21 protein-coding genes and 1 pseudogene are annotated in these 25,918 nt (G+C 48.5%); 8 read left to right on the top strand and 14 right to left on the bottom strand.

The genetic code is table 11. The annotated features are described in order from the left end of the window. Positions 1-6: 6 nt before the first annotated feature. A pseudogene (locus P3X63_RS04670) lies at positions 7-583 on the bottom strand (NAD(P)H-dependent oxidoreductase). Between the two features lie 197 nt (positions 584-780). After that, positions 781-2,256: an extracellular solute-binding protein gene (locus P3X63_RS04665; protein WP_077735293.1), complete on the bottom strand. Its 1,476-nt coding sequence runs from the start codon at positions 2,254-2,256 to the stop codon at positions 781-783. Between the two features lie 54 nt (positions 2,257-2,310). Here P3X63_RS04665 and P3X63_RS04660 point away from each other — a divergent pair, with 54 nt between their 5' ends. Further along, positions 2,311-3,156 carry a helix-turn-helix transcriptional regulator gene (locus tag P3X63_RS04660; protein ID WP_277692529.1) on the top strand — a complete coding sequence of 282 codons (846 nt, stop codon included), beginning with the start codon at positions 2,311-2,313 and terminating at the stop codon, positions 3,154-3,156. On the opposite strand, the gene P3X63_RS04655 is transcribed toward P3X63_RS04660, so the two are convergent. The 4 genes from P3X63_RS04655 to P3X63_RS04640 form a co-directional block, all read right to left on the bottom strand. After that, positions 3,153-4,700: a glycoside hydrolase family 43 protein gene (locus P3X63_RS04655; RefSeq protein WP_277692889.1), complete on the bottom strand. Its 1,548-nt coding sequence runs from the start codon at positions 4,698-4,700 to the stop codon at positions 3,153-3,155. The two genes, P3X63_RS04660 and P3X63_RS04655, sit on opposite strands and share 4 nt — an antisense overlap. Position 4,701: 1 nt before the next feature. Then, positions 4,702-6,273 (bottom strand): glycoside hydrolase family 43 protein, encoded by a 1,572-nt coding sequence (locus P3X63_RS04650; RefSeq protein WP_277692528.1) that lies wholly within the window; start codon positions 6,271-6,273, stop codon positions 4,702-4,704. Between the two features lie 157 nt (positions 6,274-6,430). Then, positions 6,431-7,300, bottom strand: a complete 870-nt coding sequence (locus P3X63_RS04645; RefSeq protein ID WP_277692527.1) for a VOC family protein — start codon at positions 7,298-7,300, stop codon at positions 6,431-6,433. Between the two features lie 26 nt (positions 7,301-7,326). Further along, positions 7,327-7,749: a DoxX family protein gene (locus P3X63_RS04640; protein WP_277692526.1), complete on the bottom strand. Its 423-nt coding sequence runs from the start codon at positions 7,747-7,749 to the stop codon at positions 7,327-7,329. Positions 7,750-7,973: 224 nt separating this feature from the next. Between P3X63_RS04640 and P3X63_RS04635 the strand changes: the two genes are divergently transcribed. Both P3X63_RS04635 and P3X63_RS04630 read left to right on the top strand, forming a co-directional pair. Then, complete coding sequence (locus P3X63_RS04635; protein ID WP_026589540.1) at positions 7,974-8,309, top strand: winged helix-turn-helix transcriptional regulator; 336 nt, start codon at positions 7,974-7,976, stop codon at positions 8,307-8,309. 342 nt (positions 8,310-8,651) lie between these two features. Then, positions 8,652-9,200: a hypothetical protein gene (locus P3X63_RS04630; protein WP_277692525.1), complete on the top strand. Its 549-nt coding sequence runs from the start codon at positions 8,652-8,654 to the stop codon at positions 9,198-9,200. 73 nt (positions 9,201-9,273) lie between these two features. Here the strand turns inward: P3X63_RS04630 and P3X63_RS04625 are convergent, their stop codons facing one another. The 3 genes from P3X63_RS04625 to glvA form a co-directional block, all read right to left on the bottom strand. Then, positions 9,274-10,866, bottom strand: a complete 1,593-nt coding sequence (locus P3X63_RS04625; protein ID WP_277692524.1) for an alpha-glucoside-specific PTS transporter subunit IIBC — start codon at positions 10,864-10,866, stop codon at positions 9,274-9,276. 18 nt (positions 10,867-10,884) lie between these two features. After that, positions 10,885-11,652: a MurR/RpiR family transcriptional regulator gene (locus P3X63_RS04620; RefSeq protein WP_026589542.1), complete on the bottom strand. Its 768-nt coding sequence runs from the start codon at positions 11,650-11,652 to the stop codon at positions 10,885-10,887. Positions 11,653-11,765: 113 nt separating this feature from the next. Continuing rightward, on the bottom strand, positions 11,766-13,115 hold the full coding sequence (gene glvA, locus P3X63_RS04615; RefSeq protein WP_277692523.1) for a maltose-6'-phosphate glucosidase: 1,350 nt from the start codon (positions 13,113-13,115) through the stop codon (positions 11,766-11,768). Positions 13,116-13,300: 185 nt separating this feature from the next. Between glvA and P3X63_RS04610 the strand changes: the two genes are divergently transcribed. After that, on the top strand, positions 13,301-13,627 hold the full coding sequence (locus P3X63_RS04610) for a YnfA family protein (protein ID WP_077735297.1): 327 nt from the start codon (positions 13,301-13,303) through the stop codon (positions 13,625-13,627). Here the strand turns inward: P3X63_RS04610 and P3X63_RS04605 are convergent, their stop codons facing one another. The 5 genes from P3X63_RS04605 to P3X63_RS04585 form a co-directional block, all read right to left on the bottom strand. After that, positions 13,628-15,481, bottom strand: a complete 1,854-nt coding sequence (locus P3X63_RS04605; RefSeq protein WP_077735298.1) for a sigma-54-dependent Fis family transcriptional regulator — start codon at positions 15,479-15,481, stop codon at positions 13,628-13,630. Between the two features lie 121 nt (positions 15,482-15,602). Beyond that, a complete protein-coding gene (gene lpdA / locus P3X63_RS04600; protein WP_277692522.1) occupies positions 15,603-16,979 on the bottom strand; it encodes a dihydrolipoyl dehydrogenase in 1,377 nt (458 codons plus the stop codon). A gap of 18 nt (positions 16,980-16,997) precedes the next feature. Next, positions 16,998-18,128 carry a dihydrolipoamide acetyltransferase family protein gene (locus P3X63_RS04595; RefSeq protein WP_277692521.1) on the bottom strand — a complete coding sequence of 377 codons (1,131 nt, stop codon included), beginning with the start codon at positions 18,126-18,128 and terminating at the stop codon, positions 16,998-17,000. 23 nt (positions 18,129-18,151) lie between these two features. Beyond that, on the bottom strand, positions 18,152-19,186 hold the full coding sequence (locus P3X63_RS04590; RefSeq protein ID WP_026589548.1) for an alpha-ketoacid dehydrogenase subunit beta: 1,035 nt from the start codon (positions 19,184-19,186) through the stop codon (positions 18,152-18,154). A gap of 23 nt (positions 19,187-19,209) precedes the next feature. Further along, positions 19,210-20,184 carry a thiamine pyrophosphate-dependent dehydrogenase E1 component subunit alpha gene (locus P3X63_RS04585; protein ID WP_077735301.1) on the bottom strand — a complete coding sequence of 325 codons (975 nt, stop codon included), beginning with the start codon at positions 20,182-20,184 and terminating at the stop codon, positions 19,210-19,212. Between the two features lie 205 nt (positions 20,185-20,389). On the opposite strand from P3X63_RS04585, the gene P3X63_RS04580 reads away from it, so the two are divergent. The 4 genes from P3X63_RS04580 (at position 20,390) to P3X63_RS04565 (ending at position 25,904) form a co-directional block, all read left to right on the top strand. After that, positions 20,390-20,941, top strand: a complete 552-nt coding sequence (locus P3X63_RS04580) for a DJ-1 family glyoxalase III (protein WP_277692520.1) — start codon at positions 20,390-20,392, stop codon at positions 20,939-20,941. A 272-nt stretch (positions 20,942-21,213) separates the two neighbouring features. Then, on the top strand, positions 21,214-21,588 hold the full coding sequence (locus tag P3X63_RS04575; protein ID WP_026589551.1) for a Na-translocating system protein MpsC family protein: 375 nt from the start codon (positions 21,214-21,216) through the stop codon (positions 21,586-21,588). A 174-nt stretch (positions 21,589-21,762) separates the two neighbouring features. Continuing rightward, positions 21,763-23,292: an NADH dehydrogenase subunit 5 gene (locus P3X63_RS04570; protein WP_026589552.1), complete on the top strand. Its 1,530-nt coding sequence runs from the start codon at positions 21,763-21,765 to the stop codon at positions 23,290-23,292. Then, positions 23,292-25,904: a DUF2309 domain-containing protein gene (locus P3X63_RS04565; RefSeq protein WP_277692888.1), complete on the top strand. Its 2,613-nt coding sequence runs from the start codon at positions 23,292-23,294 to the stop codon at positions 25,902-25,904. Before P3X63_RS04570 ends, P3X63_RS04565 begins: the two co-directional genes overlap by 1 nt. Positions 25,905-25,918: the final 14 nt, after the last annotated feature.

The following is a 25,918-nucleotide window of genomic DNA, read 5'->3' as shown; positions in this document are numbered from 1 at the left end:
GTCACCTCATCCTTTCAAGATAGACTGATATACACGGTCAAGCCATCTTTTGCGTTTGGCCTCTGAGTTGTATTTTACGCTTGGAAACAGCATGCGCCTGACCTGGCGAACACCGCAAAACTTCAATATGACATCTTTTACGGTCACCCAGTCCGCATTCCGCCGCCAAAACTTCAAATACCAGCCGGGAGCATCAGCCGTATAGTAAACCGAAGCGGTGCGGGCCTTGAGCAATCCCTTCGGCAGGCTTCCTTCGTATGTATAAGCCTCTCCGGCTGCAAACACGCGGTCGATGAAGCCTTTTAAGATCGCCGGCATTCCGCCCCGCCACAGCGGATAAATGAAGATGAGGTGATCGGCGTTTTTGATGATCTTCCGGTATTCGGCTGTCTCAGGATCGTTTTTCATTTCAGAGCGCCTTTTCTTTTCATTAAATATCAGCACGGGATCAAACCCCTCTTTGTACAAATCGATGACGGTGTAAGAACGCCCTCCATCCTCAAGCGCTTTGACGACTTGATCTAAGATCGCTCCACCTGAAACTGTTTGGACTGGGATGCGCAAAAATGACCGCTGTCTGCACCATGTTTTCCTCCTTTGTGATTCCTTGATGGAATTATATTGCTTTTTCGCCGGGATTTAAAGAATTTTCACTTGATTTTTCAAAAGCTGTCTTTCATTTAGAAAGACGAGTTATTGAAGTCCTTCCACTCAAAAGCTGATAAAATACAAAAAACCCTCTCCTTTCATACAGTCGTCGGGAGAGAGGTTGTCTATATTTCATTCTTTGCTCTGCCGATCTTGATTCAGCTCCTTGATGATCTCTGCGCCGCCTCGCTCTTCCCATTTATCGACTGCTTGCTGAAAGCCGTTTTCATCGATTTCTCCGAGGATAAATTGAAATGTCGCATCATCAATGATCTTTTTCAACTCTGTGCCTCGTTCCGTCTGTGTCGCAGAGTAGAGCGGTTCCGCCGGATTTAAAACAGCGATTTTCCGGTTGTCTTCTTCAAGCTTTTCATTTTTGGCGCGCAGCGGATCTTCGGCGCTTTTTAAGGCTTGGCGATTGACGCCGATGAGCTGCTGAAGCGGCTGAATGTCCGCTTCCCATAAATGATAGTTTTCTTGTTTTCTGTGATATTGACGTGTCCCTTTCTTTTCATAGTGGACGCCTTCTATTCCATACAGCATGAGGTTATTGATATCTTCTTCAGCAATCCGGTCGAAAAACGCCAGTATGTTTCTGACCTCCTCTTCTGTTTTGACGCTTGATTTTGAAATGGCGAACATGCCTCCATGGCCGCCGAGCGCCCATGTATGCTCTTTTCCGTCAGGACCCTGGATTCGATTGACGATATCAAGCTGAAAAGCAGGATTTAAGCTAAGCCCCTGATCGCGCAAATTCATCGCATCGCTCATGGCTCCGATATAGATCCCCGCTTTTCCCTGAATCACGTGTTCCTGCTGCTGCGTTTTGCTTGTGACTGCAAAATCACGATTCATCAGTCCTTCGTCATAAAGCCTTTTCATATATTTCATCGCCTCTTGGTAGGCACGGCTTTTAAAATCGGGAAACAAGCTTCCATCTTGCCCTGTTCCCCACTCATTGGGCGCTCCTAAATAGGATGCCAATGTTTTGAAAGCCCCAAACGCCAGGTCATTGCGGTCGGCGAGGCCAATCGTGTCATCCTTTCCATTTTGGTCAGGGTCCTGCTCTGTGAAGGCTTTTGCGATTTGATAAATATCGTTGACTGTCTCAGGCATATCCAGTCCGAGATTGTCCAGCCAGTCTTTTCGGATTAAGACGCCCTGTCTCGCCAAAGGCCGTTCTCTATAAATCCCGTAAACTTTGCCATCAATCGAGATATTTTTTACAATGGTTTTATCAAGATTTTTTAAATTCGGGTAGTCTTTTAAATACGGACCGATTTCCCAAAACATCCCTGAGCGAAGCGCGCTTACAACCGCGGAGTCTTCAAGATTCGGCAATGTGATGATTTTAGGCATGCTGCCGCCGGCAAGCGCCGCATTGATTCTTTCTTCTTTTGTCGCATCCGGAACCCAAATCAGACGCAGCTTTGTATCTGTTTTTTCTTCAATGATTTTAAGCGCTTTATCTGAAGGCGGCTGCGGCGTATGAAGCGGAACAAGCCAGTCAAGCTCAAGGCGGGCGCCCTCTTCAGTTGCCGCCTTTTCTTGATTTGCACAGCCGGCTGATAAAGCGAAGAACAACATCAGACAAATCAGCTTTCTCATACCATCCCCTCCAATCCCGATTAGAAATCGCTTTCAAAAGGAGGAATGCCCGATATGCGTCATCCAAAATATTTTATAGACGAGCATTCTTTTTCGATTCAATATATGCATAGAAAAGGATTTACCGAGATGAACGCACCTCACGTCCATGAAAGCTATGAACTTTATTATTTGCTGAACGGAGAACGGACTTATTTTATCAATCAAAGTGTGTATACCGCTGAAAAAGGCAGCATGATCATCATCAATCCCCATGACCTGCATAGAACCTCCAGTACGGAAGTTGAGGAGTTCGAACGCATCCTCGTTAACTTTTCCCACGATTTCATCGAGCCTTTTCTTGACTCAAGCACTTATCCGCTCCTTCCGTTTCCCGAGCATACAAATTTCATCTCCTTCACGCTAAAGGAACAGACGTCTGTTGAGCAGTTGCTGATGGAGATGAAAAAGGAATGCAGACTGAAACAAGAAGGGTTTGAAGATGTCGTCAGAGCTTTGCTGCTTCAATTGCTGTTTACCATATACCGCACCTTGGCGAGCGGCAGACAAAGTGAAACCCGGCCGCTCCACCCAATGGATGAAAAAATCTCGGAAATCGCTTCATACATTCAGGCAAACTTCAATGAAACGCTCACATTAACCAGCCTTGCCGACCTTTTTTATATCAGTCCGTCCTATTTAAGCAGGGTCTTTAAGAAAGTGACGGGCTTTCACCTTCACGAATATATCCGGCACATCCGCATCCGTGAAGCCAAAAAGTATCTGCGGGACACCGATGAAAAAATCTTGAATATTGCTGAAGAAACCGGGTTTAAGCACATCAGCCATTTCAATAAAACCTTTAAAGACATCGTCGGCATCCCCCCGCTGCAATACCGAAAAAAAAGCGGGGACGGTTAAAACGGCGTATAACGGAACCAGTCAAAATCAGCGGAAATCCTTCTTCCGCTGCCGCCATTGTTTGCATACATCCCGACCATCGTTCCGGTATGACCTTTTGCATCGCGGGAGCCCTCATCGCTTAGAAAGCTCGCGTTTTCTTGCGATCCCGCGTGATGCCAATGCTTTTCTTCATAGCTGTAATAAAAGTCTCGCTTCTGTTTATTGACGACAGCTTTTAAGACTATCGGACCTTCTTTTGCATGTTTTTCGCCAAGCGTCTTTCGGACGCCGTGTCGGTTTTCAATCACCTTGATTTTCAGGCCGTCATCATAGATCAGACAGCATTGCAGATAATTGTTCGTGCTGTAATAGCAGGTGAGGCCTGCCTGCTCGCCGTTTTCCGATGGCGCAAAATCCAGTTTCACCGCCGCGCTGTATTGGTGATGCTTTTCTCTTCTGACGATTGTATTTTTCGCACATATCTCGTGTAAATCGGCATCATCCGTCCACAATCTGAGAAACCCCGGCCTTTCTGTCAACGACCAGCTGGAATGGTCGGGATTTCTGACAAACTGCCACTCAGGAGCGAGCGAAGAACCTTCGAAATCATCTAGATTCTTTTCAGCCCATTTGGCTTCCGGAAGGTTCGGGGCTGATTGGATGACGCTCGGGCCGTGAAGATCGTTGATGACAAACCAGCCGTCTTTTGTCCAGCGAACAGGATCGAGTGCCGTTTCCCTGCCGAGGGTTGTGAACTTTCCTTCATTGGGCCGGCCGCAAAGGTAGACCGCCCACCATTCGCCGTTTTGCGTTTTGACAAGCTTTCCATGGCCCGCTCTTTGAAGCGGAGCATCGGGATCAGGCTGGGTTAAAATCGGATTGTACGGGCATGGCTCATATGGGCCGTACAAATGCTTGGAGCGCGCCGTCGTGATCGAGTGGCCATAACCGGTGCCTCCTTCTGCCAAAATGGCGTAATAATATCCATTCGTTCTGAGGAGGTGCGGGCCTTCCGGAGCCCTTTTCCCTGTTCCTTCCCAAATCTGCACAGGTTCGCCGATGATGTCTGTGCATTCGTCATTTAAAGGAAAAAGCGTGCAGGCCGGGCTGAGCAGCATGTAATGCTTCCCGTCATCATCGACGAAATGCGACGGATCGATGCCGCTTTCTTCATCAATGAATACAGGCTTTGAATACGGCCCTTCCGGACGGTTTGACTTGATCATGATCTGCCTGCGGATCAGCTTTTTGCCATTGATCACCGTCGGGCCGTTCAGTCTGTGCGTCGCAAAAATGTAGTACGTTCCGTCATGATACGATATGTCAGGCGCCCAAATGCCGTGTGAATCATAGATTCCGGAAAGATCCAACCCGTCGTTTTCGGTAATGCCGTGGCCGATGATCCTCCAATTGACCAAATCCTTTGAGTGGGAAATGACAATCGCCGGGAAATACTGAAAGGTGGAGTTCACCATGTAATAATCATCCCCGACTCCGATGATGGAAGGGTCGGGGTGAAAACCGGTTAAAACGGGATTTGTATATGTTTTGCTATGATTCAGGTTACCTCACCGCCTTTCCGGCGCTGACGGTGAACCAATCGATGTCACAGCAGCTTCCATCCGCTCCATCTGTACCGATATCGGTGCAAAATACGCCGACTTTGGCTCCCGTCCACACACCGGGAACGGCCTGAAATGAGCCGCCAATTTGTGTGAAATGGTGCTGATCAACGCTGTAGCTGAAGCGGCATAGTGCTTTTTCATCTGCGGTCACGCGAAGATAAACCGTCTCTTCAGTCACCGGGTGCTCCGCTGTTTTCGCGTCTTCTTGAACATCACTGATCCCGCCTTGATAAACCGCAAGTTTGTACATACCGTTTTCTTCTTTTAAAAAGCTGAGGGCTGCATATTGCTTCCCTGTAACGGCCAGTCCGGCCCTGATCGTTTCCGAAAAAGCGCGCAATGACAGTTTTACTGTAGCGGTAAAGCTCGGTCCCGGAAACTTCTGTGTCAGAATATTCGGAATGTTACTCAGCTTAAAGCCGTTCGACAAAGGGCGGCTGTAAAGGCGAAGGTGGTCGGGTCGAGCGTCAAGGGAATACCAATCGTCTTGCGGATTTGCTTCCCATTGCCACCAAAGCGCAAGATGTTCGGACACAAAATCATCGCTTGTTTGTTGAAAGGGCTCTTTTACATCGTCGCTGTCCGTTCCCGGCTTTTCCCATTCCAAAACCGGCTCGCCGATTCCGTCTTGATTGATATCCTCGCCCATCAAAGGCCAGCCGTCTTCCCAGCGGACAGGCTGAAGATGAACGACTCTCCCGAATGCGCCGCGGTCTTGAAAATGGATGAACCATGATTCCCCTGATTCGAGTTCCACCCAGCCTCCTTGATGCGGTCCGTTAATCGACGAGCTTCCTTGATGAAGAACAACCTTATCTTCATACGGGCCGTAAATATGCCTGCTTCGCAAAACCGTCTGCCAGCCTTTCTTCACACCGCCCGCCGGGGCAAAAATATAATAATAGCCGCCTTTCTTATACAGCTTTGGCCCTTCAATCGTCGGGTGGTTCAGCGTCCCGTCAAAGATCGTCACCCCATCGTCCTCCAAAGCCGTCCCGTCGCTTTTCATCCTGCACAAGTTCAATTTGCTTTTGATGCCGATCCTGCTGTTGGCATACGCATGTATCAAATAAGCATTTCCATCATCATCCCAAAATGGGCACGGATCGATCCAGCCTCTCGTTTCTTTCACATGTACAAGGGGTTCCCAACCTTGAAACGGATCATTTGTTTTGCTCATGAAAATTCCTTCATCAGGGGCGGCGAAAAAGACCCAAAATTCGCCGCCGTGAAAACGGATGCTCGGCGCCCATGCCCCTTTTCCGTGGGCAGGCGTCTCATACTCTCTAAAAGGAAGCTTGTCAAACACATGGCTGATCAATGTCCAATTGACCAAATCTCTCGAATGTAAAATCGGGATGCCGGGAAAACACGAAAAACTTGAAGCCGCCATGAAATAATCGCTGCCTTTCCGAACGACATCAGGGTCCGAGTAGTCCATAAACAGAACGGGATTGCGATAGCGTCCATTCCCAATGTTTGGATTCCAAACGGGCTGATGTTTTGCCACAAGTTCTCCCCCTTCGTTTTTCCAAATAAGTGAAATTCACAATTTATGTTAGCACAGGTGCTGACGCCGAATCTTTGTTATTGATGTCTGTTTTTCTCATTCTTTGCTTTTTTTGTCCTCTGTTTTTACCCACTAAAAAAGGTGAAACAGCATTGTTTCACCTTTTTTGAATCGCTAATCTGATATCAACGCCTGAAGACGGGTCTTTGACAAACCATGCGTCCGCTTTTCTCTCAGCCATATGACCGGAGCTTTCCAGCTTTTTTAATGTCCTGGCAAGCTCGGCTTCATCAGGCAGAAGGATGGTGTAGTAAGCCATTCCGGCAGCCTCGGCGGGAGCAAATGGAGCATATCGTCCGGCCCAGAGATTCAAACCGATATGATGGTGATAGCCGCCAGCAGAGACAAAAAGCGCTGACATGTTTTGATAATCCCCTGCGATACCGAACCCCAGCACAGAGTGGTAGAAATCCTTTGCCTGTTGCAGATCCCTGACATGAAAATGGACATGGCCGATTTTGGTTTCCGGGGGAAGACCTTTCCACTCCTGACTCCCGGCTTCCTCAAGAATCCCTCTCACATCAACAGGTTCGGTTCCCATCACATAATTTCCTTGTGCATCACGTTTCCATCCTTCCCGCGGACGGTCCCGATAGATTTCGATTCCGTTTTGATCCGGATCTGACAGATAAAACGCCTCACTGACAAGGTGGTCTCCCTGGCCAATGTCCATACCAATACGGAGCAGATGCTTTACCGCAAGTCCAAGCTCTTTGCGGTTTGGCAGCAAAATAGCAAAATGATAAAGGCCTGCCGCCGATCTTTCAGGCAGTACGACGGCATTCGGAATTTCTTCCAGCACCACGAGCGGATGCGCGCCGTCTGCCGTGAGTTCTGCCGTTTTGAGATCACGCTTTAGGATTTGAAATCCGATCATGTCTCGGTAAAAAGAGATCGATTTTTCAAGGCTTTTCACCTTCAGTTTGACATATCCTAGCTCTGTTTCTGGATGGATTTGCTGGGTCATCGGTTTTTTCCTTCTTTCTCGCTGTTTTATTCCACAGACAATCCTTCTTGACGGTTTGCGCGGAACAAGCGGTCCAAAGCCAGCATGCCGCTTCCGTTTAAAGCAAGGTAAACAGACATGGCAAGCAGCGCTACATCAAATTCATAGCCTGCTCCTCCGTCAGATCCCATAAATCCGGCAGACAGCTTCACTGTGAAAATCGCACCGAGCATCACAAGCGCAAATAAGATTCCGATGACCCGTGTACCAAGACCGAGAATCATCAAAGCTCCTCCCAGAAGCTCAATAATGGCCACGATATAAGCAAGAAACCCCGGAATCCCGACGCTCGTGAAAAATCCTGCAGTGTTTTCAATACCGCCTTGAAACTTGGAAATACCGTGAAGCAAAAATGTAAGACCTGTTACCAATCGTAAAATGAATGCGCCAATTTCATATTTGTTGTTCATTATAATCTCCTTTTTTTCATGTTTTATGCAGAAAACAATACCTCCCGACAAGCATCGACTTATCAATCTAGCAACACATCATCACCATGTGATCCTCCTTTTTTCGTTCGTTACTTACTTTGTGTAAGTTAGTATATATAAATAACAAACTTACGTCAAGTCATTTTATGACCTTTGCTCAATTATTGATCTACGTTATAATAGACCTAGAGAGGTGAGGAATAGTGAGCCTATCATCTTTATGTCCCAAATTTGAAAAAGGAATGAAAATGATAAGTCAGCGCTGGAACGGATTGATCATTTACCAGCTTCTAAACGGCCCGCAGCGGTTTTGCCATATAGAATCGTCCCTTCCCATCAGCGGAAGGCTGTTGTCAGAAAGATTAAAAGAACTGGAACATGAAGGCATTATCCACCGCCATGTATATCCTGAAACCCCGGTGCGGATTGAGTATTCTTTAACTGAAAAAGGACAGGCCCTTGAATCGGTCCTTAAAGGAATGGAAACGTGGTCACATGAATGGGTCAAGCTTGATGACCCGAAAGAAAAAGAATCATAGCGCAAAAAAGGCAAGCATTTTCATGCATTGCCTTTTTTTTGTCCGTTTTTAATTTTTCCTTAAGTCAATTAAACGCTTTCAAACCGCAAAAATACCGTTTCCCCTTTTCTGCGGTTTTTCAATTCATGGTATATTGAAAGAGCAAAAAGGGAGGTGAAAAAGATGAGCGCGGCGCTCGAACAAACCATCCGAACCATATTCAAAGAAGAGCTCCATCCCTTTAAAAAAGAGCTGGTATTGATTAAAGATGAGGTTTCTATGATCAAAAAGGACATGACTTCCCTCAAAAGCGAGGTCAGCGGGCTGAAAAAAGAGGTTTCTTCTCTTAAAAGCGAAGTCGGGGTGATCAAAAATGACCTCGCTTCTGTTAAAGAAGAGGTCAGCGGACTGAAAAAAGAGGTTTCCTCTCTTAAAAACGAAGTTGGACAACAGAAAAAAGAGCTATCCTCTCTTAAAAATGAAGTTGGACAACAGAAAAAAGAGCTTTCTTCCTTCAAACAGGAATTTAACTCTTTTAGAGACGAGACCTTATCACATCAAGAACGTGTTAAGTCTTTTCAAGCCGAAACTTTATCACATCAGGAACGTGTTAAGTCTTTTCAAGCCGAAACTTTATCACATCAGGAACGTGTTAAGTCTTTTCAAGCCGAAACTTTATCACATCAAAAGAACTTTCAATCTTTTAAATCCGAAATCGTCTCAATGTTTCATTCGATTAAAGAGGCTCAGGAGAAGACCCATTCGGAGCTGACTGCATTCAAAAAAGATACGGAAAAAAAATTCAAAGAATTATTTAAAAGAACCGGCTTTTTTGATCAAAACCTGGCGGAAATGACCAAAGAATTGGCGGTATGCAAACGCGATATAGCGAAATTAAAATTTGAAGCTTAAATATATAAAATAAGCTGCCTTTTATCACCCGGCTTTTCTTTTCAGGCAAAAGGCAGCTTTTTTCACTGAAACGTCAGCCTCTCAGCAGTTTCTCAACCCTTTCACGGACCTGCGGAACCGAAAGGCCGATGATGATTTGCAAAGCTTTTCCGTTTCTGACGACACCATGGGCGCCAAAGGACTTAAACACGCTGTCCGGCCCCACTTTTGACTCGTCATAGACGCTGACCCTCAGCCTTGTGGCACAATTTGTCACTTCGGCAATATTATCTTTCCCGCCAAGCGCCTGAATGCAAAGGAACGCCTGATCCTGATTTACGTCGACTTCCTTTGTAGCAGAGACCTCTTTTTCAGAATGCTTTTTTGCCTTGTAGTCTTGTTTCGAATAAAACTTTGTTTCCTGCTGCTGATCTATTTCCCGTCCCGGTGTGGCGATATTCATTTTTAAAATCAGAAACCTGAAAACAAAGAAGTAAATGGCTGTGAATGAAAGGCCGATTAAAATTTGAAAAAGATAAGTGCTGCCATGCGAATGAAAAAGAGGGATCCAGTTGAGCGTGAGAATTTCAATCAAGCCTCCGCCCATATTTCCGACCACCCCTGAAACATACATGAGCGTCGCCATTGTCGCGGCCAACAGACTGTGAACAAAAAACAGGAGAGGAGAAATAAATAAAAAGGTAAATTCAATCGGCTCGGTGATGCCCGCTACCATAGCCGTCAAGGTAATCGGAATAAGCAGACCCGCTACGATTTTTTTCTTCTCCTTTTTGGCCGTCACATAGATGGCGAGCGCAATCCCCAAAATGCCGAAAATCTTTGAGTTGCCATGAAGCGCAAACCCGCCTTGCGGGAACATCTCCTTCAGGGACTGTGTGCTTGCAGCGTATTCACCGAGGTGCTGAGCCCAATGGGTGACGATTCCGCCCTCGACAACGGCCGGACCGAAAAGAAAAGGCGTATAGATAAAATGGTGCAGCCCCGTCGGAATCAAAATCCTTTCAAGAAATGTATAGACCCATACGCCAAATGCCCCCGATCCGACAAGGAAGGTTTGCAGAGAGGCGATGCCGCCTTGTACCATCGGCCAAAAGTATGCTGTCGCAAGTGCAACCGGCAGCATGACGAAAAAAGATATGATGACAACGAATGAAGAGCCTTGAAAAATCCCCAAAAAGTCAGGCAGTTTTTTATCAAAATATCGATTGTGAATATAGACGACGATCGAGGAAATGATAATGGCGCCTATAATGTTTGTATCGAGTGTTTTGATGCCGGCAATTTCCGCGAGTCCGCTTGTTCCCCCAGCTTCCTGGCTCATGTCCACTCCGAAAAAATCTCCCCATACCGTCAGGATGGCGCTGACAAAGTAGTTAAAGGTCAAATACGTAGTAAGCGCTTCCAAACAAGCGCGCGCTTCAGCTTTTTTAGCCAGCGCGATCGGGATGCCCACTGCGAACAACAGCGGCATTTGCCTGAAAACCGTCCAGCCTCCTTCCTCAAGGATATACCAGAATTGATACCAGAAGGTGTCCGGCTTGGCGATGGCCCCCATCAGCTGTTCATTTTTAAATAAAGTGCTCAAGCCTACGACGATTCCCGCAAAAGCAAATAATAAAACCGGTACAAACATAGCGCTTCCGAACCGCTGTACTTTTTGCATCAATGTGAATCCCCCCTGTGTTTACTGAATTTTCTTTTCTTCAGCATAGTCGACATAACTGCGAAACAGCGCTTCCCCGACGAGAAAAAAGGGTGCAAAAGCGGTCAGCTCTGTTTTCGGATAAACCGTGACTGGCTGGCTTGTCGCATAGAGATTATAAGGTGTCAATTGGGCGAGCAGGTTGTTTTTCAAATTGGTCAAAGAGATAAATGGAATCCCTTTTGCAGACAGCGTCTGTGCCTGCGGGATCAGCGCCGGGGTTTCACCTGAAAGCGAAATGATGATGATCAGATCGTCCGTATTTAAATCCGGAAGTATCAAATCAAATTCAATCTGATCCCTGATGATCGTCAAATAGCGGTGCTGGGAAATAAACATCCGCCGCAGTTCACAGGCGACCGACGTTTGCGCAGTTCCGGAGCCGTAGACAAAAATGCGGTCCGCTTCATCAATGAGCCTGCACATATTTCTCATATCCGTATTTTTCAAATATTTCATGCAAGCCTCTATATCTCTCATCAAGCTTTCAAAGGATCGGCAATCTTCAGGGTCCTCCTGCTGCCTTTCCGCCTCCCATTTCAGAAACACCCTAAATTCGCTGTACCCGCTGAAATCAAGCTTTTGGGAAAGCCTCAATATAGATGTGCGGGATACATTGCACTTTTTAGCCAGCTCATTAATCCCCAGCTTGTAGCAGGTATCTTGATGATTCAAAATATATTTCAAAATATGAAAGTCATTGTCATTCAACTTTTTATAATGCTTGTTCATCAGTTCTTCCAATTGCATATCTTCACCCCATTCGTTCTCTATCTCTATTATATAAAATACGAGAACAAATGGGTGGATATGCCTAGGTTTACCGCCGCCTTCCGTTTGGAACAGGCGGCATTCTGAAATCGTTACAATGACGGCTGAAGTTTTTCCGGCTTAAGCTCCGGCCAATAATCTTTGTTCGCTTCAATCAGGTCATCCAAAATCAGCTTGGCGGTTCTGGCATTCGGAACCGTCCGCGATAAGATCAGCGCCTGCCACAGCTTTTGATATGACTTTTCGATCCATGCTTCAACGACAAGCTTTTCAACAGATACTTGCTGTTCCATCAGTCCCTTTTGGAATTGCGGAATCCTGCCTATTGTGATCGGTTCCGGGCCATTCTTTCCGACAAGACAAGGCACTTCCACCATCGCCGTAGGATCAAAGTTTTCGATCGCTCCATTGTTCTCGACAATTAAAAGCATCCGCTCCCCGGTATTATATGCGAGCGCCCTTGCAAGGTCGACGATATATGAAGCATGATCATCGATTTTTATTTGGCTGTCTGTGCTTGATTGCGCTTTGACAATTTTTTCGCATTCCCTGAAAATGAATTTTTCCCGTCCCTCCATGACCTCATTGGCTCTGGTATATTCAGGATTGGATTTTTTGACCATGTCATCCGGATAAAAATAATACTGCAGATAAGTGTTTGGAAGTGTTTCCGGGTCAAGCTCGTAGACTTCACGCGCTTTTTTGAACGTATCATTCCAGCTTGCTTCAGCCTGTTCATGCTCATCTTTCGGAATGTAGCCGTACTCCCGGACATGCTCCCGAATCGCCGGCATCAGGTCGTTTCCGTCCTTATCGTAAATCGACGTCCACCAGCCGAAATGATTGAGACCGTAATAACGGACTATCATGTCTTTCCGTGAAGACAGACCGAGAATCTGAGCCATTCTGTCTTCGATTCCGATCGGCATATCACAAATATTCAACACTTTTGAATCAGGACGGAGCCTTCTGGTCGCCTCTGCGACAATCGCAGCCGGGTTTGAATAGTTCAGCATCCATGCATCAGGTGAATAAGTTTCCATATAATCAATGAGTTCAAGCACGCCCCCGATTGATCTCATTCCATAGGCGATACCGCCGGGTCCGCATGTTTCCTGGCCGACGACACCGTATTTAAGAGGGATTTTTTCATCAAGCTCGCGCATTGCGTATTTTCCGACTCTGATATGGGCCATAACAAAATCAACGTCTGAAAACGCCTCTTCTGGATCAGTTGTCGCCAAAAATTGAACATGCGGCGCCCTTTCTTTCATGAATATTTCACAGGCATCCGCTATTTTCCTTTGACGCTCTCCGTCATTGTCATAAAGCTTCAGCTGACGGATGGGAAAATCGTCGAGATTGTCCAAAAGCATCAACACAATTCCCGGGGTAAATGTGCTTCCTCCGCCTGCGATGACAATTGAATACGTTTTCTTCATTTTTAAAGCCCCCTTATTAGTGTTTACAATTTACTTATATCACGCTTACATACGCCATCCAACAGGTTCAGAGAAGACAGTTCCATAACCCGTGTTCTGTTTATTTTCCCAGAATGCGGGAACTTTCCCGGCCTTTTCGTGTCATGTACAATAAATAGCATGATATCGGAATTGGAGTGTTGTGCATGATGATCACCATCGTTTTATTTTTGCTGGCGGGGTTGGCTGAAATCGGCGGAGGCTATTTGATTTGGCTGTGGTTGAGGGAATCGAAACCGTTTTGGTACGGGGCTTTGGGAGGCCTGATTTTAATTGTGTACGGCGTGATTCCGACATTGCAAAAGTTTCCGTCATTCGGGCGCGTTTATGCAGCTTACGGAGGGATTTTTATCATTCTTGCGGTACTCTGGGGCTGGTGGGTCGATAAAAAAACCCCCGACCTCTATGACTGGGTCGGGGCTGTGATCTGTCTGGCAGGCGTCAGCATCATGCTCTGGGCGCCGCGCGGCTAATTAAAGGTTATACTTCCGCAGCCTTTTGTAAAATGTGCTCCGCGGAATTCCCGCAAGCTTTGCCGCCTCAGAGACATTGCCTTTTGTTTTTTGCAGTGCATCCATCATGATGTGTTTTTGTATATGCTCCCGGAATGTCAATCCGCTTGCAGATGGCTGGCCATCATCCTCAGGCGGCCTCCCGCCTGCCGGCTCAAGGGCGTTTATGACAGGAGCGTATTGTGAAGGACTTATCATTCCGCCGTCCGGAAACAACACCCGTAATCGCTCAAAAATATTGAAGAGCTCGCGAATGTTCCCAGGCCAATGGTATTCGCGAAGACTCCGAAAAAACGCCTGGGGAAAATCGGCCTTCCAATCATGCTTCTTTTTGTAATAGCGGAATAACTCGGGTATGTCTTCCTTTCTTTCACGAAGCGGCGGAATCTTTACCGGATAAACATGAAGGCGGTAATAAAGGTCTTCGCGTATCTTCCCTTGCTGCAACAGGTCATTCATATCCCGGTGGGTGGCGGAAATGATTCTGATGTCCAAAGGGACTTCACGGTTCCCGCCGATCGGAGTGACCTTTCGCTCTTCGATGATTCTAAGCAGCGCCACTTGCATCGCAAAAGGGATTTCACCGATTTCATCCAAAAAGATCGTTCCTTTATGTGCCTGTTCAAACTTTCCTTTTGAACCGCGGCGTTTCGCCCCTGTAAACGCGCCTTCGGCATAGCCGAACAGCTCGCTTTCCATTAATCCTTCGGGGATCGCACCGCAGTTGACGGCAATAAAGGGTCCGTTTCTTCTCGCGCTGGCCTCATGGATCGCTCTTGCAGCAAGTTCTTTTCCTGATCCAGTTTCCCCCCATATGTAAACATTTGCATCCGTTTGGGAGGCGAGCTTCATTTCATGAATTGCCTTTTGAAACGCTTTGCTTGTGCCCTGTTCTCCCGGAAAGCTGAAATGGGAGATCAATATTTGCGCTGGATTTTTGCGGGGGGCTTCCGCCAATGAGATCGACGTCCCGAGCGGATGGCCATCTGTTTCTGAAAGGATGGTCTGCTCGTGCAGCACGTTAAACCCCCCTTCTGTCAGCTCATCGATCTTCATGCCGCGCCAGTCGGAAAACCGCTCTCGAACAGGCCTGCTCGCCGATACAATCCGCTTTTTTTCATTACAGACGACAAACGGTTCATCTGCTTCGATTTTCTCAAGGTAGCGGCTGACAAGCTCCATTTCTTTTCTTTTGGCGGAGACTTGCACATCCCGTTCGATGGCGTGTGCGGCTGTTGCCGCCATTCCCAGCATGAAAGGGTGCCTCCTGTCAGTCAGACAGGAAATGTCGATCACGCCGAGGGTCATGCCGTCTTCATCCTTGATCGGCGCAGCTGAACAGCTCCAATGGTGGGAAGCGACCGAAAAGTGTTCAGAGCCGTTAATCGTAACCGCCTCGCCGATTTCAAGCGCTGTTCCGATTGCATTCGTCCCAACCTCCGCCTCCGTCCAGCGCACACCTTCGACAAAATTGATTTTTCCCGCTTCAGCAAGCGTCCTTTGACTTCCGGCCAAGCTTAAGACATAGCCGTCCGCATCGATCAGGAGGGCCATCATTTCCGATTCCTTTAATTCCTGGCTGATGTTTTTTAAAAAGGGAAGAGCCGCCTCAAAAAATAATGAATGCTTTTTCTTCTGCGCGTTTAATAATTCCTTTTTTAAAATCGACTGTCCTTTATCTAAATACGGATCCACATTTGCTTTTTTGCAGCGGTACCATGACTCCATCACTCTTTTGTTCAGGCGGGCCTGATCGAGAAGCCCCTCCTTGACAAAGCGTTTCCACGTATTTAAATAGCAGGGCGTCGGATTCATTCCATCCTCTCCTAAGGGCTTTTTTCTCATTATAGATAATTATAAAAGCGCTTTCAACATGGTTGATTACCCTTAGGAAAAAACTTCGCATCATAACATGCGAAGTTTTTCGGAACTGTTTTTAACAATGGACTGCTTGGCCTGTTGTGTTCAGCAATGCTTCGTGAATGGCTTCTGATAGAGTCGGATGTGCGGCAATAAAGTGCTCCATCGAATCTGCGGTCAGCTCGGCATGCATCATGACGGACGCCTGCCCGATCAGTTCGGTGGCGCCCGGACCGACGATCGACACCCCTGCGATTTCTTGATATTCCGGGTCCGCAATGATTTTCACTTTACCGGCAGGCTGGTTCAAAATAAGCGCTTTTCCATTGGCGGAAAACGAAAACTCCCCAATCCGAACATCCCCGTACTGTTCCCGTGCTTGTTGTTCGTTTAAGCCAACGCTGGCGATTTCCGGAGACGTATAAATGCAGCGCGGAATAACCTGATGATTGACCTGCACGTTTCGGCCTGATGCATGTGAAGCGGCAATCGTTCCCTCATGAAATGCCGCATGGGCAAGCTGGACACCTCCGGCGATATCCCCGCACGCATAAATATGGGGCAGGTTCGTCTGCATGTGCTCATTGACATGTATGCCTTTGCTGCTGTATTTGATTCCGATCTGGTCAAGGTTTAAACCGGTCAGTCTCGGCTTCCGGCCGATCGCTGTTAAACAAAGATCCGCACGGATGTCAAAACGTTCATTCCCATTTTTCAAGAAAACTTTTTTTGCTGCCTGATCAAGCTGCTCTACGGCAACTGATGTCATGATGTTTACTCCCGATTCTTCAAGCCGGCTGCGCAAGTATTCTGCAATATCCGGGTCCTCACCGGGCAGTATCTGTTCCGCCTGTTCGACCATGACCACCTTTGTGCCCAATCTGCCGAAAATGCTGGCAAATTCGCAGCCGATGATGCCTCCGCCGATGATGAAAAGCGAGTCGGGAATAGACGGAAGCGACATCGCGTTACCGCTGTGGATGATCCATTTCCCGTCAAAAGGTGCAAATGGCAGCCCGGCCGGTTCTGATCCTGCCGCGATAATCATTTGCTCGGCCTTGATCACCTCGGACTTTCCGCTGTCCTCAATTAAGACATCGTGTTCGGTAAGAAAGGACGCTTTTCCTTTCTTCAGTTTGATTCTGTTTTTATCCATCAAATACCGGATTCCGTCTGCAAGCTGTCTGATAATTTTATTTTTACGGTTTTGAACAGCCTGCCATTGAATCACCGGGTTTTCCTCTGTGAGGTCGATTCCGAACTCACCGGCCGACTTGATCTTTTCGTACATATCCGCGCTTTCCAAAAGCGCTTTGGTCGGGATGCAGCCTTCATTTAAACATGTTCCTCCTAAAGGACCTTGATCAATCAAAATGACTTCCCTGCCGGAGCGAGCGGCTGTAATCGCCGCCACATACCCCGCTGGCCCTCCTCCGATAACGGCGAGTGTCACGGTTTATTCACCTTCTTTCTATAAAAGAATCGATGCCGGATCTTCTAAATAGCTCTTGACTTCAGCAAGAAACGCCGCCGCCGGCGCTCCGTCCAAAGCGCGATGGTCAAAGGTCAGGCTGAGCGGAAGAATGACGCCTCTAGCCAATTCCCCTTCTTGATAAACAGGTGTTTCATACATCTTGCCGACGCCGAGAATACCTGTTTCCGGCGGATTCAAAATCGGGGTGAAGTGCTCTACACCGTATGAGCCGAGATTTGTGATGGTAAAAGTTGAGCCTTCGATTTCATCGGAAAGCAGTTTGCCTTCACGCGCTTTTTTGGCGTACCATTTGATTTTCTTCGCCAGTTCAAGCAACGGCAGCCGTTCGGCATGCCTGACAACCGGAACAGCCAAGCCGTGATCCAGCGCAGCCGCTATTCCTAGATGAACATGCTTCAAAACGGTCAGTCTTCCGTCTTGATAGACGCTGTTCATGTCCTGATGCTCCAACAGCGCAAGCGTCGCTGCCTTGGCGACAAAGTCCGTCAGCGTCAGCTTCGTATCATATTTTGTTATAGCTGTTTCATTGAGCTGCTGCTGCAAGTCGGTTAGCTTTGTGACATCCGCTTTCATGGTGATCGTCAGCTGGGCGCTCTGCTGGAGGCTTTCCGTCATCCTTTGAGCGATCGTTTTCCGCATCATGCTTACAGGCTGTCTATCCGCCTCGTTCGTTTGTTGCTTCGGCTCTTCCGGAAGCGCCTTCAGTACATCCGCTTTCGTGATTCTTCCCCCCGGTCCGGTGCCTTTAAGCGTCTTGATGTCCAGACCGGCTCCTTCGGCGATTTTGCGGGCTGCGGGAGATATTTTAATCCTTTCTCCCGTCTTTTTTTGCCGAGCCTCTTTTTCATCGGTTTTTTCAGCTTGTTCGTTTGCTTCACCGATATAGCAGATGACGGTTCCGGGCGGCACCCCCTCTCCTTCAGGCACTTTAATATCCAAAATGGTTCCTTCAGCAGGAGACTCGATTTCCATTTCGATTTTTTCAGAATTGATGCTTGCAATGCTTTCGCCTTGCCCAACGGTTTCTCCGACTTTTTTGTTCCAGACGGAAACCGTGCCTTCCTTCATCGACATTCCCAATTTCGGCATGACAACCTCGACAGCCATGTTTCTCTCTCTCCTTTCGTTAGTTAAACACCTTGAGGCGATGTTTCCCCGAGCATCTCCAATACGGTGTTGATGACTTTTTCCGGAGTCGGCAAATAAATATCTTCAAGCGGCGGGGAGAACGGAACAGGCGTATGCGGCGCTGTCACCTTTTTAATCGGCGCATCGAGCAAGTCAAAGCCCTTATCAGCGACCAATGAGGCGATGTCTGCGGCAATGCCGCATCTTGGATTCGCTTCATCAACAATGACAAGCCTGTTCGTTTTCTCCACCGAAGCCAAAATCGCTTCTTCATCAAGCGGCGACAGGCTGCGCGGGTCTATGACTTCGGCTTCGATTCCCCTTGATGCAAGCTGTTTTGCCGCTTCCAGGGCTGTATAGATCTGTTTGCCGACCGCAAAAACCGTGACATCAGCGCCTTCCCGCTTCACGTCCGCTTTGCCGATCGGCAGTGTGTAATATCCTTCCGGCACATCACCGGTAATGTTGTACAATGTTTTATCTTCAAAAAAGATGACGGGATCCTGGTCTTCAATCGCAGCCAAGAACAGCCCCTTGGCATCATACGGAGATGAAGGCACGATGACCTTCAGGCCGGGAATGCTTGTAAAAAGGGCATACAAGCTTTGCGAATGCTGGGCAGCCGCTCTGAAGCCCGCTCCGTGCGTCGTTCTGATCGTAATCGGGACCTCCGCCTTTCCGCCGAACATGTAGCGGAACTTTGCCCCTTGATTGAGCACCTGGTCAAGACAGCTGCCGATAAAATCGTTAAACATCAATTCCGCAATCGGCCTGAGCCCCGTTGAAGCTGCCGCCATCGCTGCGCCGATATAGCCCGCTTCACTAATCGGCGTATCAAGGACGCGCTCGCGTCCGAACTCCTGAACAAGCCCTTTCGTAACGCCGAGCACACCGCCCCATGCTTCATCATCCTGCAAATGATCGACAGCTGCTCCGCCGGCAACATCTTCACCCATTAAAATGACATGGTCGTCTTTTCTCATCGCCAGTTTGATCGCTTCATTCAGGGCAGCTGATATACTTAATTCTCTCGCCATTTTTTCTTCCCCCTTCTATTGAATTAATAAGAGACATAAACATCTGTCATGAGCTCACTTTGATCCGGATAAGCGCTTTTCTCGCTGAATTCAACCGCTTCCTCTATCGCTTCCGCCACAGCCGCTTCAATATCGGTCAGCTCTGCTTCAGTTAAAACCTGCTTTGTCAGCAGTTCATTTCTGAAAGCGGTGATTGCGTCTTTTTCTTCCTGATGCTCTGTTTTTTCCTCATTGGTTTTATAGCGCTGGGCATCTCCTTCAAAATGTCCGTAATTCCGGTATGTCATACACTCGATTAATGTCGGCCCCTCACCGTTTTTCGCCCGTTCTACCGCTTGTTGGGCGGCCTGATAGACGGCCGTCACATCTTTGCCGTCGACCTGGATGCCCGGTATGCCGTAGCCGGCTGCCCGGTCGGCGATCGATTTGCAGCTTGACGCATAGGAAAACGGAGTCGCCTCTCCATATCCGTTGTTTTCGGCGACGAAGATGACAGGGAGCTTCCAAATGGCGGCGAGGTTGATTCCCTCGTGAAATGTGCCTTGATTGTTGGCCCCGTCACCAAAAAAGCAAACGCTTACATTTTTTGTATTTTTATATTTTGCTGTCAAAGCTGCGCCGCATGCCAGCGGAAAGCCGCCGCCGACGATTCCGTTGGCGCCGAGCATGCCTTTGTCAAAATCGGCGATATGCATTGATCCGCCTTTTCCTTTGCAAAGGCCTGTGGCCTTTCCGTAGATTTCCGCCATCATTCCCTTTAGGTCACAGCCTTTTGCGATACAGTGTCCATGTCCGCGGTGTGTGCTTGTGATGCTGTCTTTGTCATTCAAATGGGCGCAGACGCCGACCGCGACGGCTTCTTCTCCCGCATAAAGGTGGACAAATCCCGGCAGAATCCCCTGGGCAAACAGCTCATGCACCCGGTCTTCGAACCGGCGAATCTCCAGCATTTTTCTGTACATCCAAACCGCTTTTTCTTTTGTCAATGCCGCTTCCATGTTGCAAAACCTCCTGTCTTTTTTTCGTCACGCCCTTATTTCTTGCAAAAATCGTGCCAACGGAAAAAATGAATACGGCAGCGTTTTTTTGTTGATGGCAGTCTCTAAAAAAGAGACAAAATGAGACAGTGTCTCACTTTGTCTCCGAATGAGTTGCGGGAATCTCTGAATCATCGGTAAAATGAACATACAAGGAGGGTATACGATGAAAAAAGCGTTCGTCTTTTTAATCGATGGATTTGAAGAAATTGAAGCCATTACAACGATTGATATTTTAAGAAGGGCTGAAGTGGATGTCGTCACGGTCTCACTTGACGGGACGCGGCGCGTGAAAGGCGGGCACGAAATTGTAGTGGAAGCCGACCAACTGTATGAGGACTCAGACTTTCGTGAGGCGGCCATGCTGATCCTCCCCGGCGGAAACGTCGGAAGCAAGAAAATGCTGGAGCATCAAGCTCTGCACAAGACATTACAAGAAGCCGCCGCTGCGGAAAAATATGTCGCCGCTATTTGCGCCGCAACAATGACCCTCGGTAAAGCCGGCCTTGTCAGCGGCAAAAAGGCAACCTGCTATCCTGGAGTTGAAAAAGAATTGACGGGTGCGGATATCATCACAAATGAGCCGGTCGTCACAGACGGAAAGATCATCACCTCCCGCGGACCGGCGACAACGATTCCGTTCGCCCTTAAACTTGCAGAACTTTTAGGCGGAAAAGAAAAAGCCGATGAGGTGGCAAAAGCAATGCTCGTCTGCTAAGGCGGGCATTGCTCTTTTTCATCCGATAACAATACGGTATTGACATGAGAAATCTTAAAAGCTATGATATAAAAAAGTCATTCCGTAAAGTCAATAATCGTAATCTCATGCAAAAGAGCTTTAGCATTCGGCTATAACGGCATTATGGCCGCGTGAAAAAGTCATCTTTACCGTGCATGACATTAACATTTTGATAGGACGGTATATTTCATTTTCCCTATATTTGTGTATATGGAAAAGAAATATACCGTTTTTTTTAGGAGGATATAACATTGGAAAAACAGAAATTGACGAAGGGGTCTTTGGAGGCTGAAATCAGCAAAGCCTTAACCCAATGGGAAAAAGACTATTTGGGACGGGGATCCGTATCTGTCAAAACAGACATTCTCAGAAATATGGTCATCGTGTCCTTAAACGGCATTTTGACGCCCGCCGAGTACGAACTTTGCAGTACAAAAGAAGGGCTGTTGTCAATCAAAAGAACCCGCTCCGGCTTGGTGGAATCGGGACGGGAACAATTGAGCCGCATCATGAAGGAGCTAACCGGTGAAGATACGGTCAGCTTCCATACGGATATCAGCACGCACACAGGCGAGCGGATCATGGTGTTTAAATTGGCAAACGACCTGCAAAAGAAATTATCATAGAAAAACGGAAGATCTTTAAAGCATGAACATGAGTTAAAGATAAGCCGGTATCATTCAGAAAGATTGGCTGAAAATGGGCCAAGCCTGAATATACCGGCTTTTTTACGTTTTAGAAAGGAAGGCCAGACATGAAACAGTATGTTTTTTTCCATCATGCCGACGGAGGGATGCCGGGTGTTTGATCTGCTAGATTCTTTATTTTGGCTGAAAATATTTTTCGCGTCGCTTGCGCTTTGTTTATTCAGCGCACTGCTCGTGATGCATCCAAAGGTTCCATTGCCCTTTGTACGGGTCCACGCCAAGATCATTGCTCTGCCTCCGCTCGCCGCGCTAGCCGGGGTGATGACGGCAAGTACCGGTCATACTGCAGCTCCTTGGCGCTTGGATTCGCTGGCCTGGCTGATCGCCTTGTTTGTCTTGACCATCGGCTTTATCGTTCAGCGCTACTCCGTCCGGTATTTGTTCGGGGACCGCTCCTATCGTAAATTCTTTTTGCTGCTGACGCTTACGACGGGAGGCGCTTCATCCGCCTGGCTGAACGATGATCTTCGCTGGCTCCTCATTTGCTGGGGAATCACTCTGCTCGGCTTGACTGCGCTTATCGGTTTAAACAGCGCTTGGCAGGCCGCGAAAAATGCCGCTTTGTATGCGGGCCGGATCTTTGCGCTCAGCTGGCTGGCTATAGCGGCGGCGGCTCTTTGGCTCTCTCTCTCGACAGGGCACTGGCAGCTCTCATCCGCCATCGCGGAAGAGAGCCTGGCACAGCTCAGCTCATGGGAGAAAATCGGAATCGGTCTCCTTGTCATTTTAACGGTGATGATTCCTGCGGCGCAGTGGCCGTTCCATCGCTGGCTGCTCGATTCGGCGATTGCGCCGACTCCCGTTTCCGCGGTCATGCACGCCGGACTCGTAAATGTCGGCGGGGTTATGCTGACCCGTTTCGCACCGATGTTCAGCGGTGACGGGCTGCAGCTTATTCTGCTTGTTCCCGCCGTTCTTTCAGTCTTACTCGGAACGGGCATGATGATCGTCCAAACGGACTACAAGCGGCAGCTCGCAGCTTCAACGGTCGCGCAGATGGGCTTTATGCTTGTCCAATGCGCATTAGGCGCCTATATCGCCGCTATTATTCATCTCGTCTTGCACGGCCTGTTCAAAGCCGCCCTTTTCCTGCAAGCCGGATCAGCGGTGCGCCGTTATGAATCGTTCGCATCTAAACCGGGCAGGCCGGCTCTTTTTTGGAACATCATAGGCGGCGTCTTCGCTCTTACTCTCGTAACCGGAATCTGGGTCACAGCTGCGGATGATGGCTATCAATTGATCAGCGCCCTTGTATTAGGCTGGTCACTGTTTGTTGCTTGGCGACAGCTTGTCACAGGCGGGCACGGACTCATCACACGAATGGCCGGACTTTTCATTTTAACGGGGGCTTCTCTCGCGTTTGCCGTCATTCATTCCGTTTTACACGGGCTCTTGAAGGAAGCCGTTGTACAGGGGGCGCAGTCGTCCGCTCTGGCGGCTGTTTTAACAGCGGCCGTGTTGTTATTCGGCACTGCGGTCGGCGCTTTGATCATTCGGCAACGCTTTGCATGGGCCGGCGCACTTTATCTGCTTCTTGTGAAAACGGGTGAGCCCCATTCCGATTCGGTCGAAGAACGGCCGAACTATCTAGACCAATATCTTACAGAAGGAGGTCGTCAATGATGAAAGCAGCATCCACATTGTCTAAACAATTGATCTTCAAATCCGAACATCAGGCCGATGACCTTAATATCGACGAATTGGTGCAAGCGGCAGCACGGGTCATTGCGCCGCTTTGGCCTATCGAAACCTTTGCCGCGCGCCATCCGTGGATGGGTCTTGAAGAACAAACATTTGAACAGACAGCGCGGCGGCTTAAACAACAGCTTCATGTTGACATCTACCCAAAGCCCTCGATTTTCCGCTCTGCAAAACAACGGGGGGAAATTGATGAGGCGATTCTTGAAAAAAAGCTGCTGCATTGGCTTGATTCGCACCCGCCCGGTATGCAGAGGGAAACAGCAGAAGCGTTTTGCAAAGCCGCGCTCAAGCTGGACGAAATACCTGAAAAGCTTATGTCATCCCCCCATGTAAAGAAGCTTGCCAAACAAGCCTCCAGCGGGGTAAATGCTGACTGGGAAACGAGCTTTATTAAACCGCTAAGTGTTTTTGCCGGACAAAAAACCGCTCACCTCCTTGACCATCAGGTGATTAAATGGTCTAAGCTGTACCTTGATGAGTCACAATCGGCATGGCGGCTTCCGCATCGTGAAAAAGGGTTTTACAGTGCATGGCGGCAGCTTGTCGAGCACGACCCCGCCCTGTCGCGCGCGGAACGCCAACGGCTGAATGGGTGGCCGGAAGAACCGAAAGACGCATTAAAAAGATCGCTCGCAGCACTTGATATTTCTAATGGAGACATGCAGGACTATCTCGAAGCTCATTTGCTTTCTTTGCCGGGATGGGCCGGGATGATGCTCTGGCGCTCCCAGCATTCGCGGGAAGAAGAAGGGCTGTTGCTCGAGTATCTGGCTATCCGGCTTTCAATGGAATGGATGCTAGTTGAGCCTTATTTGCCGCTGTCTAAGCCAAAACCTGAAAAAGAGATGCAGCTCGTTCCTTTGATTGCGGCCTGGCTGCATTGGGGCGGCCTCACTCCTGACGCATGGCTCAAACTTTCTCCGGCAGAGCAAAAAGCGCGCTTAACACTCGCTCACCGCTTTGATGGCATGACGTGCAGGCGCCTCTGGCTGGAAGCGTGGGAGGAAACATATGCCGCCGAGATCAAGAAGCTCACGGCTGACAAACCGGCAGCTGCCGAAACAAGTGAACCGGTGCTCGCCCAGCTTGCATTTTGTATCGATGTCCGTTCAGAGCCGTTCCGCCGTGCATTAGAGAAATCAGGACCTTTTGAAACGTATGGGACAGCCGGCTTTTTCAACCTGGCAATCGAAACGTGTGAACTTGGCAGCCAACATAGCCACAGCTCTCTGCCGGTCATTCTCAAACCGCAGCATCGAGTAAAAGAAACGGCTGAAGAATCGAGTTTTAAAACATTTCAAGAACATAAAAAAGCGGCAGCTTCGCTAAGCTCAGCCTTTAAAAAAATGAAACAGAATCTTTTGGCGGGTTTACTGCTTCCCGAAGTAAGCGGTCCTTGGCTGAGCCTGCAAATGACCGCGCGCAGCCTGGCTCCCCGCAAAGCAGGAGAAGCTTTCCGGAAAGCGCGGAAGGCATGGCTGAAGAAGCCTCAGGCAAAGCTCTCGCTTGATCGCATAGAAACACCTGAAGCCGACATTCCGGTCGGATTTACGGAAGAAGAAAAAGCCGCCTATGCCAGACAGGCATTACAGATGATGGGGATCACAGACCGGTTCGCTCCGTTGGTTGTCATTTGCGGACACGGCAGCAGAAGCACGAATAACCCTTATGCCTCGGCATTGGACTGCGGCGCCTGCGGAGGCGCATCGGGTGCTTTCAACGCACGCGTCCTTGCCGCTATATGCAACCTTCCCAGCGTCAGACGAAGGCTCCGCTCCGACGGCATCTTCATACCGGATGATACGGTGTTTACCGCCGCAGAGCACATTACAACATTGGATGAATTGCATTGGCTCTATGTACCTGAGCTGTCGGAAAAAGCTCAAAAGGCGTTTGACCGCATTCAGTCAGCGCTCCCCGATGTCAGCCGCACTGTCGGAGGAGAACGCTTAGCCGAATTGCCTCAGTTTGGATATAAAAATCCGCGCAATGAGATTGAGCGCTTTGCCGAAGATTGGAGTGAAATCCGTCCCGAATGGGGCCTGGCCCGAAACGCTTCATTCATTATTGGCACACGCCGGCTTACACGGGGAGCCAACCTTGAAGGAAGGGCTTTTCTGCACAGCTATGACTGGCGGAATGACATAGACGGTTCCATCCTTAGCGGCATCATTTCAGGGCCTGGGACGGTGGCCCAATGGATCAATCTGCAGTATTACGCATCAACCGTTGCACCGCATTATTACGGAAGCGGAAATAAAGCGACTCAAACCGTCACTTCCGGCCTCGGCGTTATGCAGGGAAATGCAAGTGATTTGCTGACAGGTCTCCCTTGGCAGTCTGTCATGCTGTCAGATCAAGAGATTTATCATGCGCCTCTCCGGCTGCTTATTGTCATTGAGGCGCCCCGGGAACATATCGAACGGCTGCTTGAACAGGATCAATCTTTTCGGCAAAAAGTGGAAAACGACTGGATTCTCCTTGCTTCAATCGATCCGCACGGAAACTGGGAGAACTGGACAAAAACAAAATGAATGAGGTGAATGGA

It is taken from the genome of Bacillus sp. HSf4 (assembly GCF_029537375.1).
In the GTDB taxonomy this organism is placed as follows: domain Bacteria; phylum Bacillota; class Bacilli; order Bacillales; family Bacillaceae; genus Bacillus; species Bacillus sonorensis_A.
This window is presented reverse-complemented; position numbering and strand designations above follow the sequence as displayed.